The sequence below is a fragment of the Salibacterium salarium genome (genome assembly GCF_030813635.1).
In the GTDB taxonomy this organism is placed as follows: Bacteria; Bacillota; Bacilli; order Bacillales; family Marinococcaceae; genus Salibacterium; species Salibacterium salarium.
Genome location: NZ_JAUSUM010000002.1, coordinates 772,554 through 785,751, shown reverse-complemented (window position 1 = coordinate 785,751; position 13,198 = coordinate 772,554). Strand labels below are relative to the sequence as shown.

Below are 13,198 nucleotides of genomic sequence, written 5' to 3'. Positions count from 1 at the left end.
AAGAATATCAACAACCACCATAAAGGGGCGGTGCGAATGTGAAAATTTTAACGGTTGTCGTAGGTGTGTTTTCTATTTTGTGGCCATTAAATACATCACCAGAAGCGGGTGATCCTTACGTTATTATTAATAAACAAACAAATGAGCTTGCGTTTATAAATGAAGGAAAAATAGAAGCTCGCTATCCAGTTGCAACAGGTAAGACGGAGAAATTAACACCGGAAGGAGAATTTACAATTATTGTGCAAGCGATACGCCCTTACTATCGTAAGCTTGATATAAAAGGCGGTGATCCTAAAAATCCTTTGGGGACAAGGTGGATAGGATTTGATGCTCATAATACAAATGGGCGTATATACGGGATTCATGGAACGAATCGACCAGAGTCAATTGGTCGTTATGTTTCCAATGGATGCATCCGCATGAGGAACGAAGATGTAAATCAACTGTTTGAGAAAATGGAGAACGGAGTGAAAGTCTGGATCGAGCAAAGTCCTAAAACAATAGAACAAATTGCCAAAGAAAGAGGCGTTATGAAGGTTCCAAAACCCCTTTATATAGAGGAAGATTTAAAAAGACTTTCATAGCATAGCATAAAGAAAACTACTATTGTCTTCATCGACAGCCAAAGAGTATAGACGAGGACGAAGAGATTCTTTTGGCACGAATCACAGCGGTTAGAACAATTATCTCCTTTAGTAACACCGGCTCAATAATAAATGACAACTTCCGCGTGGAGCTTAAAGATACGAAGAGCGTTTATATATTTCTATTTCCCCCGAAAAGGCCCATTATTTAGGGCCTTTAAAAGTGAGGACAGCTTATTGACTACGTTACCCGTTTAATAATGCCGATGCTCCGGTAAGCACGCTACCTACAACTAATGTTATAATCATAATGTAAATGATTGTCTTTTGGAATTTTTTAGGCACTGGTTTTCCCTCCAACCTTTATATTCTTTACTTGTATTGTACGGGTATCACGCGTGTGACTCAACCTTTAATTATTTCCTTAACACTTCAATGAGGAGTGAAATGTATGAAAGCACCAGAGGGTATAGATCATGTGGGGATTGCTGTTTATTCTATTGATGAACACTATTCCTTTTATAAAGATATATTGGGTCTGCGATTGTTAAAAATAGAGTCGGTTCCTTCCCAAAAAGTAAAGGTAGCTTTTTTTCAAATTGGTTTATCTAAAATTGAATTAGTAGAACCCCAGGGTCCGGATAGTCCGGTTGCAACATTTTTAGATGAAAAAGGGGAGGGGCTTCATCATATAGGTTTAACCGTCTCAACGATTGATGAAAGGCTGAAAGAAATACGCAAAGCTGGTATTAAAACGATACACGATCATTACATAAAAGGATCAGATAACGCAAAAACAGCCTTTCTACACCCTTCTAGCACAGGCAAAGTTCTTTATGAATTTATCGAAAAAACCAACAAAAATAATTACTATGAGGAGAATGGGCATGATTAATGAGAAACGACTCGTCAATGAAATGATGGAGTTAGTACAAGTTGATTCTGAAACGAAAAACGAAAAAGAAATATCCGAAATGTTAAAAGAGAAGTTTGAAAGTTTAGGGGTTACCGTGGAAGAAGATGAAGCAGCACAATCGACCGAACATGAAGCCGGAAATCTTATTTGTACGTGGGAAGCTAACGTAAAAAACAGTGAAACCATTTATTTCACGAGTCATATGGACACTGTTACACCAGGCAATGGAATTAAACCGTTTATTAAAGACGGATATATGCAGACAGATGGAACGACTATTTTAGGAGCTGATGATAAAGCTGGTATTGCCGTAATGCTAGAAAGCATTCGTTCGATTCAAGAAGACGAACAACCGCATGGAACCATTCAATTTGTTATAACAGTTGGTGAAGAATCTGGCTTGGTAGGTGCGAAAGCTCTCGATTCTTCGTTGTTACAAGCAGATTTTGGTTATGCGTTAGATAGTGACGGCAAAGTTGGTAATATCATCGTTGCTGCTCCGACACAGGCAAAGTTGCATATTAAAGTAAATGGAAAAACGGCTCATGCTGGGGTTGCTCCTGAAAAAGGAATATCTGCAATAACTGTTGCTGCTAAAGCTTTATCTAACATGCCACTTGGTCGCATCGATAGCGAAACGACAGCTAATATAGGTCGTTTTGAAGGAGGATCACAGACGAATGTTGTCTGCGATGAAGTTCATATTTCAGCAGAAGCACGTTCGCTTGTTAGGGAAAAACTAGATGTTCAAGTAGAAAAAATGAAAAAAGCAATAGAGCAAACAGCGGAAAAAATGGGCACGACAGCTGAATTGGACATTACAATAGTTTATCCAGGATATAAATTGAACGAACAAGACCAAGTCGTTCAAACAGCCATGCGTGCAGCAAAAAAGATAGGAAGAAATCCTGAGCTGCTACAAAGTGGCGGCGGAAGTGATGCAAATATTATAAGTGGATATGGAATTCCTACTGTAAACTTGGCGGTAGGATATGAAGAAATTCATACAACAAACGAAAGGATTCCTGTCACTGAACTAATGAAGTTGGCAGAAATGGTGACATCTATTGTTGCAGAAACAGTCACAAGCGCTCAATAAAAGTAAATTTCTTTCATAATAAAACTACTACTGATACAATAGAGTGATATTGAAAGGAGAAAGATGATATGGAAAAGTATCAATGGAATTATCACTCTTATTTGAACTTGCTTCGTGGGATATTGAAAGTGATGGAAGAAGATTGGCAAAAATCAGCTCAAGATTTAGGAATCACACAAGCTGAACAGCATATCCTCTGGATTTTATATATGGAAAGCCAAGCTACAATGACAAAAATCGCCGATATTGGTTTGTGGGATTTGTCCACGGTTATGCAGATTATAAAAAGATTAAGAGAAAAGAAGCTTGTCAAGATTGAAAAAAATGAGAACGATTTACGCGTCTCTTACGTTTCATTGACTAATAAAGGCGAAGAAATTAGAAGAGTAACGGCTGAACAGCCTCATCAATTATTAAACTTCATAGAACAATACGGTAATAATAGTGATGAACATATGCAAGAACTAGAGGATTTCCATCGATTTTTAGAAGAAATTAATCTACAATTTCATGGCAAAGAATTTGTAGATTGGGTTAAAAAAACAAAATAGCCTTTTATGGTAGGATACTTAAAATCAACGTTTTTTTCTCATAATGATTCAGCTTGTTTCTGCGGAAAGGAGCAGACAGAGGATGAATGGGCATGATTGGAACGGAAAAATAATCTTTCACGTCGATATGAATAGCTTTTATGCAAGTGTAGAGAGTAACCATGATCCATCTTTGGCCGGAAAACCTCTTGCTATAGCAGGGAATCCAAAACAACGCAAAGGCATTGTGGTCACAGCGAGCTACGAAGCGAGAGAATATGGTGTGAAAACAACGATGCCCGTATGGCAAGCGTTAAAAAAATGCCCGAACCTCATTATTCGTCCGCCTGATTTTACTAAATACAGGGCTGCGTCTGCTGAATTATTTCATTTTCTTGAGGAGTACACAGACTTAGTTGAACCGGTTTCTATTGATGAAGGGTACATGGATGTAACGAGTAATTTTAAAAAAAGAAACGTGTTGCACATGGCCGAAGAAATACAGAATAGGCTGTATAAAGAACTAGGGTTACCGTCCAGCATTGGTATAGCACCCGGCAAGTTTTTAGCAAAAATGGCAAGTGATATGAAAAAACCACTTGGTATCACAGTGTTAAGAAAACGGGAGCTATCTCAAAAGTTATGGCCTCTTCCAGTTGAAGATATGCATGGAATAGGGATGAAGACCGCAGATAAATTAAAGCAGTGGGATATTTATACAATAGGTGACTTAGCAGCTTATTCTGTAGATTCTCTAAAAGGCCGGTTTGGAGTAATGGGGAAAAAACTTTATGAAAGAGCAAATGGAATCGATTATCGGATAGTAGATCCTGAGGCTGCAAAAGAAGTGAAAAGTGTAGGAAGTTCGACAACCATGTCTGCTGATGTAAATCAAAAACAAGAGTTGCTAAATGTCATTTCCATGCTTTCTGAAAAAGTCGAAGCGAGATTGAAGCACAAACAAGTTTGTTCTGACAATTTTCAAATTACAATAAGGTATAGTGACAGAAAAACAATAACAAGAAGTAGAAAGCTTCTTAACCCGATTTTTACTAAAGAAGAAATAAAAACACAGGCTGTTGAACTATTAGAGCGCTATTGGAACGGTGAAAGTGTCCGCTTGCTTGGAATTACTGGTTTAGAAGTGATACCAATTGCCGATGCATATAAGCAGTTGGATTTATTTTCTTATAAAAAGGACATAAAAGAAGCAAAGTTATCGGCTACTATGTCACAATTAACGAATAAATATGGGAACCATATATTAAAAAAAGGTCATAATCATACGGATTCATAGTTAATCCAATGTAAAAAAGTGCTCGCAAGGACTGTTTATAACTCCTTACGAGCACTTTTTTGGTACCTAAGTACGATAAATAAAAATGAATAGCAGCCGATATAAGGGAAAGAGAGATTGAACGGGGTGACAATATGCAAGTTAGTACGTATTTACCTTCTAAACAAACACAAGAATCCTCTTTTCGATTACAAGAAGGAGGAGTGTACCGTGCGCGGGTACTAGAAAGAAGAAATAGCAATGAAGCAGTATTAGGAATGCGAAGCGGTAAAATGAAAGCTGTATTTGAAGGGAGTATGCCTAAGCAGAACCAAGTTGATTTTCAGGTAATGGGTAAAAAAGAAGGAATTGCTCAAGTTAGAGCGATGAGTTCTTCTGCTACCAATAATGGTTCAGGTAAAGCTGTTAATACAAATTCTATTTTAAAAAATTTAGGTATACAACAACCTTCTGCAACGATGACAAATGCCGCAAAAGTTATGTTGGATACGGGTTCACCGCTAACTAAATTTTCAGCCGAATCTATGCAACGTTTTATCGACAGTTCAAACGGTACCAATGAGCAAAAATTAAATACGATAAAAACGGCAGCTACAAAGGGTGTCGATATAAATGACAGTAATTTGAAAAATATACACGAAGGGCTAAATAGTAAAAGCTCTGTTGATTTCATAAATGACCTTTCTTCTAAATCTGAATCGTCGAGTAAAACAGGGAATGCCGCTTTAGATGGTGCTGTAAAAAAAGCAATCAAAGCAGCAGAAGCAGATTCAAGTCAAAGTTTAAAAGAGGCGGTACAAGATGTTCGAAAACGTTTAAACGATGGTGGTTCGGTTGAAGAAGCAACAAAAGCTATAAAAAACCGTGTCATGAACCATCCTGATTTATCAAAAGAAGACGCTGCAAAAATCGAAAAAGCCGTTAAAGAGGCAGAGCATCTTACTAGCACGGGCAAGGAAAGGTTAGATCGTGCATTGCAATCTGTGGTGAGTAAAGAAAAAGCAAATCATTCTCGAGCAGATGTTGAGAAAGCTCTTCAACAATTACGAAGTCAATTGAACAGCGGTGGGGCAGCAGAAAAGTCTGTACAACAAGTACGCGAAGCGTTAACGTCAGCAAATGTTGATAAAGAATCTGCTAAAGCTATAGAGAACCAATTAAAAGAAGTAGAGCAGCTTCTAAAACAGGGGGATAGATCTGCAGCCAGAAATCAACTGGATAGAATGCTGACTCAGTCTTCATCGTCATCCAGCTCTTCCTCGAAGCCTTCTGATTTGGTTCAAATCATTAACCAGATACGAAACAATGGAGGATCAACGGAAGCGATACAACAGCAAATTAAGCAACTGCTTCATGCAAGTGGTGTGAACGGTGAGGATGAACAACGTATTTTAAAACTGGTCAAACAGCTCGACCAACTGGACCAAGCTGGAAAACAGAGGTTGATGAACACATTAACTCAAGCAATGAACGAAAAAGCGGCTGTTGCTAATCAAGGTTCTCAGGCAAGTAATGTACAAAATATGATTTCTTCTCTTCAAAATCAATTACACACAGAGCCTAATGTAGAAACGTTAATTAATCAAATACAAAAGCAACTTCCTGCATCTTTGCCGGAAAATGTTCAAAAATCAGCTGCTGAACAGATGGAAAAAGCAAACACTCTTTTAAATGAAGGTAAAGAAATGGCGGCTAGACAAACAGTCCAGCAATCGCTACAGGAATTGTCTGATGTTCTTTCAAAAAACGGCGCCGTATCTGCTTCAGCGGCTCAGTATAATGCGAATGAACAAATTCAAACGTCTCCCCCTTTTGAAACGAAACAAATGCTCGAAACAAGGATTACAGACAGAATCTTAAAAGTTACGGATGAGTTTAAGCAGGTAAGGCAAAATACTGTAAAACAACTACAGCAAGCAGAAAAAATAATCAATCAACAATCCGCCCCACAAGCAAAGCAAGTACTCGAAGCAACAATTAAACAAATGGATCGAGCCATTCTAAGAAGTGACTTTATGTTATTTACTGATATGAAGACAGAAAGAAAAATGATGCAGGCAAGCAGTCAGCTTGCAGAAGCAAAACAACTGCTCTCTAAAGGTCAAACCTCAGCTGCTTTAAACATTGTAAAAGAAGTGCAACGTTCAATGGAACAACTGGATTTCAAACCTTCCGAGGAAAAAGTGAAAAATGTAATAACAAGGGAAGCAACATCCAGCGCAGATAAAGGGGTGAAAGCTGCTTCTCAACAAGTAACCGATCAGGCTAGAACTGTCACGCAAGATCCTTCTTCAAGGCAAGTATTTGAGCTGGTTCGATCTTTAGGATTAAATAGGGAAAGTGAAATAGGCCAGATGTTTGCGTCTTCTGGAAAAGAGCAGCAAGGACAATCAGGTTCACAACAGCAAAATATGAAAGAGGCGCTACTTCAACTTCTTAAAACTGAAGATGAGGGAAGTCGAATGCAACAAAAAGCAAATCAAAGTGTTTCCAACCTAACTGGGCAGCAGTTAATGAGTAAGTCAGAACAAGGAAACAATATGCAGCATCTATTATTTAATCTACCTGTTCCTATGAAGGATAAGCATGAGCAATTGCAGGTATATGTGCAGTCGAGACAGGAAGTTGACCAGTTGGATTGGGAAAATTGTAACTTATATTTTCTAATTGATACTCCTACTTTAGGAGAAACCGGGATTATGGTTCAATCTACAGAAAGACAGCTCTCGATCACGTTAAAAAATGATGACCCAGATTTTAAAGAAATGATGGAACCATTAGTTGATCAGACGACAGAAGCTATTAGTGAGATCGGATACAACATTAATGATATAAACTATCAGCCTATGAGTGCCAACGCTGAAACGGTAGAAGAAATTGATGAAATCCAAGAGGAAACAGAACAAGGTTTTTTGCCTTTTTATACAGAGAAAGGATTTGACTACAAAATATGATGGCAACAAATTACTATAATCAAAAACAACGAAGAGTACAAAACGGTCCTACTGCAGCTGTTGTTAAGTATGATGAGGGGGAAGCTCCTCGTGTGACAGCACAGGGAACCGGAGAAGTTGCCAAACAGATTTTAGAGATGGCTGAAGAAAACGATATTTATTTACAAGAAGACCCAGGTTTATTGGAAAGTTTGCTAGACATGGATTTAGGGGAAAACGTACCACCTCAATTATATTCTGTTATCGCAGAGGTGCTTCTATTGATTGAAGAAATGGAAAAAAAATATTAATAAATATTTCTATACAACCGATATAAAAACTACCAGCGCATGCTGGGAGGAGAAGGATGGACGATGGTTTTAACGGAAGAAATTTTGAAGAAAAAGACACCTCAACAACTAACTGCTTTATTATATGAAGCTTGTATTCGTAATCTTGAAGAAGCAATTTATTACATGGAAAATAAAAAATATATGGAGTCCAATCAGAAGGTCCAAAAGTCCATTGATATCGTAGAACGGCTCGGTGCTGGCATAAATTACGAAGCAGGAATTATTGCAGATGAATTAGATGCATTATATAACTACATAAATAATCAATTGCTCAGAGCGAATATCGAAAAAAATGTTGAAATAACCCAGGAAATATTAACATTGGTAAATAACCTAGCCGTTTCTTGGAATCTAGCGCTGCAATCACAAACAGATAAGCAATCGCAATTGACAAAAGCAAGAACAAACGCATATGAGCAGCATATAAAATACGGGAAGTAGAAGGTGAATAATCATGAAAATTAATAGCAATATTCAAGCATTGAACGCTTATAGGAACTTGAACCAAAACCAAACAGAACTGTCGAAGAATCTAGAAAAATTATCTTCCGGTTTACGGATTAATAAAGCTTCTGATGACGCAGCAGGACTTGCTATTTCTGAAAAAATGCGGTCACAAATTAGAGGACTTGATCAAGCAGAACGGAATGCAATGGATGGTGTATCTTTAATACAAACTGCAGAAGGTGCGATGCAAGAAGTCAACTCAATGTTACAAAGAATGCGGGAATTATCGGTTCAATCTGCGAATGATTCTAACTCTGAATCTGACCGGGAACAAATTCAAAAGGAAATCGATGCATTAACAGATGAAGTCGATAATATATCTGAAAACACAGAGTTTAACACGAAAAGTCTTTTAAATCCTGACTCATCTGGAGCAGGAGGATCAGGGCAATTAAGTCTTAGTTTTCAGATAGGACCAAACTCTGATCAAACCATTGAATTAAATATATCAGGGATGGATTCCGAAACTCTTAATATTGATAATGTTGATGTTGGAACGCAAAGTGGTGCTTCCGCAGCAATTAGTACGTTTGATGAGGCTATTAACACTGTCACGTCCGCCCGTTCAGAGCTAGGAGCGGTACAAAATCGGATAGAACATACCGTTAACAATTTACAAATAACACATGAAAATCTCTCTTCAGCAGAGTCGAGAATTCGGGATGCGGACATGGCAGAAGAAATGACAGAGTTCACCCGCAACAATATTATTAATCAATCAGCTACAGCGATGCTTGCTCAGGCCAATCAAATGCCTCAAGGAGTTCTGCAGCTGTTGCAATAAGAATAAATTCAGTCTTCACGCTGGACAGGATTATGATAAAATGGGAAAAGAACAAACCGCAAAGGTCGTGAAGGAATGGATATTCAAAAAGTGATGCAAACTGGAGTAACGCCTCCTTCTAAAAAAACAAAAGAGACTTCACAGACGGGTGTTAACTTTACTGAAATCATGAATCAACGCCGTAATGACAAGGCCTATGAGCGTTTTTCGAAAATGATGGAGCAAATTGATGATCAAGGCAAAGTCTTATCTGAAACACGATCTGTTGAAGAACTACGTAAATATAAGCAACTTGTTAAAGATTTTATGAAAGAAGCTGTTGATAACGGATTGAATTTAGAAGAAAAACGTGGATTTAATCGCCGAGGTCGCACGAAAATGTATAAAGTTGTCGAAGAAGTGGACCAGAAGCTTATGGATTTAACGAATGCAATTGTGGAAGATCAAAAAAGCAGTTTGGAAATCCTTGATCAAGTCGGGGAAATTAGAGGCATGTTAGTCAATGTTTATACGTAACAAAAAGAACTATTCATCGAATGGTTCTTTTTGTCTTTTTGAAAGAAATTTCACGTGATTACGAAGTAATAATATATCAGTTTACGGGTCATTATGATGGATTCATAGTGACTTTTCTTGTCATTATGATTCTTTTATGAGTGAAACGTGAATTTTGTCTAAAAAGAACTCATCTTGTAAGATATTTTAAATCCGTTATAATATAATACATAGATAGGAGTGCTGTAGTATGAGTATAAAAGTTTTATTTGTATGTTTAGGCAATATTTGTCGTTCGCCGATGGCTGAAGCTATATTCCGTAATAAAGTGGAAAAAGCGGGATTGAGTGACCAAATAGAAATAGATTCAGCTGGTATAGGTCATTGGCATATTGGTAAATTACCACATGAAGGAACAAAAAATATTTTAAGAAAAAATAATATTTCATATGAAAATATAACTGCAAGACAATTAGGAAAAGACGATAATGGCTTTTATTCTTATATTATTGCAATGGATAATGCAAACATGAAAGAACTAGAAACGTCCATGTCGAATAATGATGGGTTCACTGGTAAACTTTTGGATTTTCATCCAGATTTAAAAGGAAAAGACGTGCCTGATCCTTATTTTACTGGTAATTTTGATGAAGTATATGACATGATTCAAACGAGCTGTACATATTTCTTAAATTGGCTTCAGAAGCGGGAAAATGTATGGAAATAGATATTAATAAGGCACTAAGGCATGCAGGTATTAACGAAGAAGCGTTGAATATTAAAGAAATCTCTGGAGGCAGCATCAGTAAGGCTTATACTGTGGAAACAAAAACCAACAAGTATTTTGTAAAGTGGCACGAAGAAGCTCCTACTGATTTTTTTCGTCAAGAATCGTTAGGATTGCAATTTTTAGAAGAAGCAGAAGCACTTAATGTACCAACAGTATATGGTTGGGACAAAAAATTTATAGTGATGGAATTTATAAATGGTCAAAAAACGGCAACAACTGAAGAAGAACTGGGTCATGGAATAGCAGCTCTTCATTCTTGTAAGGGCTCTGTATTTGGTCTTGAGGAAGATAATTTTATAGGGGAACTGCCTCAAATTAATGCATGGGATGAGTCTTGGATTCCATTTTTACGTGATAAACGGTTGCTTCCGCAAATAGAGCTGGCACGTTCTCTTGGCCGTCTTTCCAAATCACGTGCGAAATACGCATATTATATTTTAGATCATTTAGAAAAATGGGTACCAGATCACGATAATGCTGTAAAACTTCACGGTGACCTATGGAATGGAAATTGGCTCGCTGATAGCAGTGGTCATCCTTACTTCATTGATCCTGCTGTCTGGTACGGGGACTTTGAATTTGAATTAGCTTTCACTTATTTGTTCGGTGGATTTTCTGACACTATCTATGCTGCATATAATGAGTGCAATCCAATAGACAAGCTGTTCGAGGAGAGAAAACCTTTGTACCAACTATATTATTTGTTTGTTCACCTGAATATTTTTGGGGAAAGTTACGGTTCTGCCGTTGATAAGATTTTATCGAGATATGCAAAATAAAAAAGTGTCACATTCCCCCTTCTTTTTGAATAAGATGTATGTGTGTCTTGTTCAGAAAGGGGTTTTTATGTATGTGCGGAATCACCGGATGGCTTCACTATGACAGAAACGGGAAAGATAATGGGAATCAAATAGAAACAATGATGAACACCCTTCAATATAGAGGTCCAGACGACAAAAGGATATACACTGATCAGCATATCAGTTTTGGGCATACGCGTTTGATTGTCATTGACCCAGCAGGCGGTCAACAGCCGATGCAAAAAGAGTACGATGGGAATCGGTATGTTTTAGTTTATAACGGTGAATTGTACAATACAGAACGTTTGCGGCTTCAATTGAAGAAGTGTGGGCATATTTTCAGATCTCATTCAGACACAGAGGTTGTATTAACCGCCTATATAGAATGGGGAAGCCGTTGTGTGGAAAAAATGAATGGAATATTTGCTTTTGCGGTATGGGCTGAAAATGATCAAACCCTTTACTTAGCTCGGGATAGACTAGGGGTTAAACCATTATTTTATACAGAATCGAAAGAAGGTTTTATTTTTGGTTCTGAAATAAAAGCGCTACTTGCTCACAAAAGTGTATCCCCGATTGTAAAAGAAGAAGGACTGCATGAATTGTTTAGCTTGGGACCTTCTAGAACACCAGGTTGTGGAATATATGAGGGCATACATGAGGTGAAACCAGCTCATACGATGAAAATTACACGAATGGGTATAAAAACAACACATTATTGGAACGTCAAAAGCCAGCCGCATCTTGATTCACTAGAAGATACAACAAACCAAGTGAAATCCCTCCTTTATAATGCAACTCAGAGACAACTAATTTCTGATAAACCAGTTAGCGCATTTCTATCGGGCGGTCTCGACTCGAGTGCTTTGACCGCTATTGCGGCGGAAAAATATAAAGAAAAACTTCATACCTTTTCCATTGATTATGAAGAAAATGACATATATTTCAAAACAAATGATTTTCAGCCGGATACGGATAAAAAGTATATTGATAAAATGAGAGATACTTTTAATACGGAACATCATTATGAAACAATTACAATAGATGAATTGATTCATATGCTGCAAGAATCGGTTTTAGCTCGTGATCTACCAGGAATGGCCGACATTGATTCATCTTTACTATGGTTTTGCCGAAAAATTAAGCAACAGGCTGTTGTTGCTTTGTCAGGAGAATGTGCCGATGAAATATTCGGGGGATACCCTTGGTTTTATAAAAAAGAATTGATGGAAAAAAAGGGGTTTCCATGGATTAATTCCTTGCAGCAGCGTCACTCCCTTTTGAATGAAAAATGGAGAAATCGTCTAAATATAGATGAATACGCGTATATGCGGTATTTGAATACAATTAAAGACACACCTTTATCTGGGAATGAAACAAAACAAGAAAAAAGTCATAAAGAAATGGCTTACCTAAATATGAACTGGTTTATGCAAACACTGTTAGAAAGAAAAGATCGTATGAGTATGCGTGCTAGTTTAGAAGTAAGAGTACCGTTTGCAGATCACGAGCTTGTCCAATATGTATGGAATATACCATCTGAATGGAAGCGGTTAGAAGATAAAGAAAAAGGGATTTTGCGTAAAGCATTAGAAGACGTGTTACCGAGTGAAGTGTTATATCGCAAAAAAAACCCCTATCCCAAAACGCATCATCCTGATTATACAAACAAGATGACAGCAAAACTATCTGAAGTTATTGATAAGAAAGATGCGCCATTATATGAATTAATTGACCCGAAACAATTAAAACAGCTAGTCCAGAGCAAAGGGGCTTCTTTTCCTTATCCTTGGTATGGACAATTAATGTCTGGACCGCAACTGCTTGCATATTTTTGGCAAGTGAACTATTGGTTGGAGGCGTATAACGTCAAGATTAGCTAAACGATTATTAAACGTAAGTACAATAAAGATAAATAGCGCTGAATATAACGGAATCTGTTTGAGAGATACGGAGGTTGGAATTATCAGCCTCCTTTTTTTGTTCTGTATATGAAAACAAAATATTGGACGTCGTCTCTTAATCATGTATAAAATAAATATGTGTCTGCCTAAGAAGGCAACAGTTAATAAGGTTAATAGAAATGATAATGCAATGTAAACGTTAC

Annotated in this window: 14 protein-coding genes; 13 read left to right on the top strand and 1 reads right to left on the bottom strand. The window is 37.4% G+C overall.

The genetic code is table 11. The annotated features are described in order from the left end of the window. The first annotated feature begins 38 nt into the window (after nucleotides 1–38). A complete protein-coding gene (locus J2S78_RS09745; RefSeq protein WP_306898172.1) occupies nucleotides 39–587 on the top strand; it encodes a L,D-transpeptidase in 549 nt (182 codons plus the stop codon). A 246-nt stretch (nucleotides 588–833) separates the two neighbouring features. Here the strand turns inward: J2S78_RS09745 and prli42 are convergent, their stop codons facing one another. Next, complete coding sequence (gene prli42, locus J2S78_RS09740) at nucleotides 834–932, bottom strand: stressosome-associated protein Prli42 (RefSeq protein ID WP_306898171.1); 99 nt, start codon at nucleotides 930–932, stop codon at nucleotides 834–836. 106 nt (nucleotides 933–1,038) lie between these two features. Here prli42 and mce point away from each other — a divergent pair, with 106 nt between their 5' ends. The 12 genes from mce to asnB all read left to right on the top strand — a co-directional run bounded on the left by mce (nucleotide 1,039) and on the right by asnB (nucleotide 12,974). Then, a complete protein-coding gene (gene mce, locus J2S78_RS09735; protein WP_306898169.1) occupies nucleotides 1,039–1,482 on the top strand; it encodes a methylmalonyl-CoA epimerase in 444 nt (147 codons plus the stop codon). Then, nucleotides 1,475–2,602, top strand: a complete 1,128-nt coding sequence (locus J2S78_RS09730; RefSeq protein ID WP_306898167.1) for a M20/M25/M40 family metallo-hydrolase — start codon at nucleotides 1,475–1,477, stop codon at nucleotides 2,600–2,602. The genes mce and J2S78_RS09730 overlap by 8 nt, the downstream gene beginning before the upstream one ends. A gap of 68 nt (nucleotides 2,603–2,670) precedes the next feature. Beyond that, on the top strand, nucleotides 2,671–3,153 hold the full coding sequence (locus tag J2S78_RS09725; RefSeq protein ID WP_306898165.1) for a MarR family winged helix-turn-helix transcriptional regulator: 483 nt from the start codon (nucleotides 2,671–2,673) through the stop codon (nucleotides 3,151–3,153). Between the two features lie 82 nt (nucleotides 3,154–3,235). Further along, nucleotides 3,236–4,429 (top strand): DNA polymerase IV, encoded by a 1,194-nt coding sequence (locus tag J2S78_RS09720; protein WP_306898164.1) that lies wholly within the window; start codon nucleotides 3,236–3,238, stop codon nucleotides 4,427–4,429. A gap of 134 nt (nucleotides 4,430–4,563) precedes the next feature. After that, complete coding sequence (locus tag J2S78_RS09715; protein WP_306898162.1) at nucleotides 4,564–7,383, top strand: hypothetical protein; 2,820 nt, start codon at nucleotides 4,564–4,566, stop codon at nucleotides 7,381–7,383. Then, nucleotides 7,380–7,673 carry an EscU/YscU/HrcU family type III secretion system export apparatus switch protein gene (locus J2S78_RS09710; protein WP_125554822.1) on the top strand — a complete coding sequence of 98 codons (294 nt, stop codon included), beginning with the start codon at nucleotides 7,380–7,382 and terminating at the stop codon, nucleotides 7,671–7,673. Before J2S78_RS09715 ends, J2S78_RS09710 begins: the two co-directional genes overlap by 4 nt. A 63-nt stretch (nucleotides 7,674–7,736) precedes the next feature. Further along, nucleotides 7,737–8,156, top strand: a complete 420-nt coding sequence (gene fliS / locus J2S78_RS09705; protein WP_306898160.1) for a flagellar export chaperone FliS — start codon at nucleotides 7,737–7,739, stop codon at nucleotides 8,154–8,156. A gap of 13 nt (nucleotides 8,157–8,169) precedes the next feature. Beyond that, nucleotides 8,170–9,006 carry a flagellin N-terminal helical domain-containing protein gene (locus J2S78_RS09700; RefSeq protein ID WP_306898159.1) on the top strand — a complete coding sequence of 279 codons (837 nt, stop codon included), beginning with the start codon at nucleotides 8,170–8,172 and terminating at the stop codon, nucleotides 9,004–9,006. Nucleotides 9,007–9,081: 75 nt separating this feature from the next. Continuing rightward, on the top strand, nucleotides 9,082–9,522 hold the full coding sequence (locus J2S78_RS09695) for a YaaR family protein (RefSeq protein WP_306898157.1): 441 nt from the start codon (nucleotides 9,082–9,084) through the stop codon (nucleotides 9,520–9,522). Nucleotides 9,523–9,751: 229 nt separating this feature from the next. Beyond that, a complete protein-coding gene (locus J2S78_RS09690) occupies nucleotides 9,752–10,228 on the top strand; it encodes a low molecular weight protein-tyrosine-phosphatase (protein ID WP_306898155.1) in 477 nt (158 codons plus the stop codon). Next, nucleotides 10,219–11,070 carry a fructosamine kinase family protein gene (locus tag J2S78_RS09685; protein ID WP_306898153.1) on the top strand — a complete coding sequence of 284 codons (852 nt, stop codon included), beginning with the start codon at nucleotides 10,219–10,221 and terminating at the stop codon, nucleotides 11,068–11,070. The genes J2S78_RS09690 and J2S78_RS09685 overlap by 10 nt, the downstream gene beginning before the upstream one ends. Before the next feature lie 71 nt (nucleotides 11,071–11,141). Further along, nucleotides 11,142–12,974, top strand: a complete 1,833-nt coding sequence (gene asnB / locus J2S78_RS09680; protein ID WP_306898151.1) for an asparagine synthase (glutamine-hydrolyzing) — start codon at nucleotides 11,142–11,144, stop codon at nucleotides 12,972–12,974. The last annotated feature ends 224 nt before the right edge of the window (nucleotides 12,975–13,198 follow it).

What these genes read in the sequence shown, in the direction of transcription:
- J2S78_RS09710 (WP_125554822.1), top strand. Translation starts at nt 7,380, where the DNA reads ATGATGGCAACAAATTACTATAATCAAAAACAACGAAGAGTACAAAAC.
- J2S78_RS09685 (WP_306898153.1), top strand. Translation starts at nt 10,219, where the DNA reads ATGGAAATAGATATTAATAAGGCACTAAGGCATGCAGGTATTAACGAA.
- asnB (WP_306898151.1), top strand. Translation starts at nt 11,142, where the DNA reads ATGTGCGGAATCACCGGATGGCTTCACTATGACAGAAACGGGAAAGAT.
- J2S78_RS09690 (WP_306898155.1), top strand. Translation starts at nt 9,752, where the DNA reads ATGAGTATAAAAGTTTTATTTGTATGTTTAGGCAATATTTGTCGTTCG.
- J2S78_RS09715 (WP_306898162.1), top strand. Translation starts at nt 4,564, where the DNA reads ATGCAAGTTAGTACGTATTTACCTTCTAAACAAACACAAGAATCCTCT.
- J2S78_RS09725 (WP_306898165.1), top strand. Translation starts at nt 2,671, where the DNA reads ATGGAAAAGTATCAATGGAATTATCACTCTTATTTGAACTTGCTTCGT.
- J2S78_RS09700 (WP_306898159.1), top strand. Translation starts at nt 8,170, where the DNA reads ATGAAAATTAATAGCAATATTCAAGCATTGAACGCTTATAGGAACTTG.
- mce (WP_306898169.1), top strand. Translation starts at nt 1,039, where the DNA reads ATGAAAGCACCAGAGGGTATAGATCATGTGGGGATTGCTGTTTATTCT.
- J2S78_RS09720 (WP_306898164.1), top strand. Translation starts at nt 3,236, where the DNA reads ATGAATGGGCATGATTGGAACGGAAAAATAATCTTTCACGTCGATATG.
- fliS (WP_306898160.1), top strand. Translation starts at nt 7,737, where the DNA reads ATGGTTTTAACGGAAGAAATTTTGAAGAAAAAGACACCTCAACAACTA.
- J2S78_RS09695 (WP_306898157.1), top strand. Translation starts at nt 9,082, where the DNA reads ATGGATATTCAAAAAGTGATGCAAACTGGAGTAACGCCTCCTTCTAAA.
- J2S78_RS09730 (WP_306898167.1), top strand. Translation starts at nt 1,475, where the DNA reads ATGATTAATGAGAAACGACTCGTCAATGAAATGATGGAGTTAGTACAA.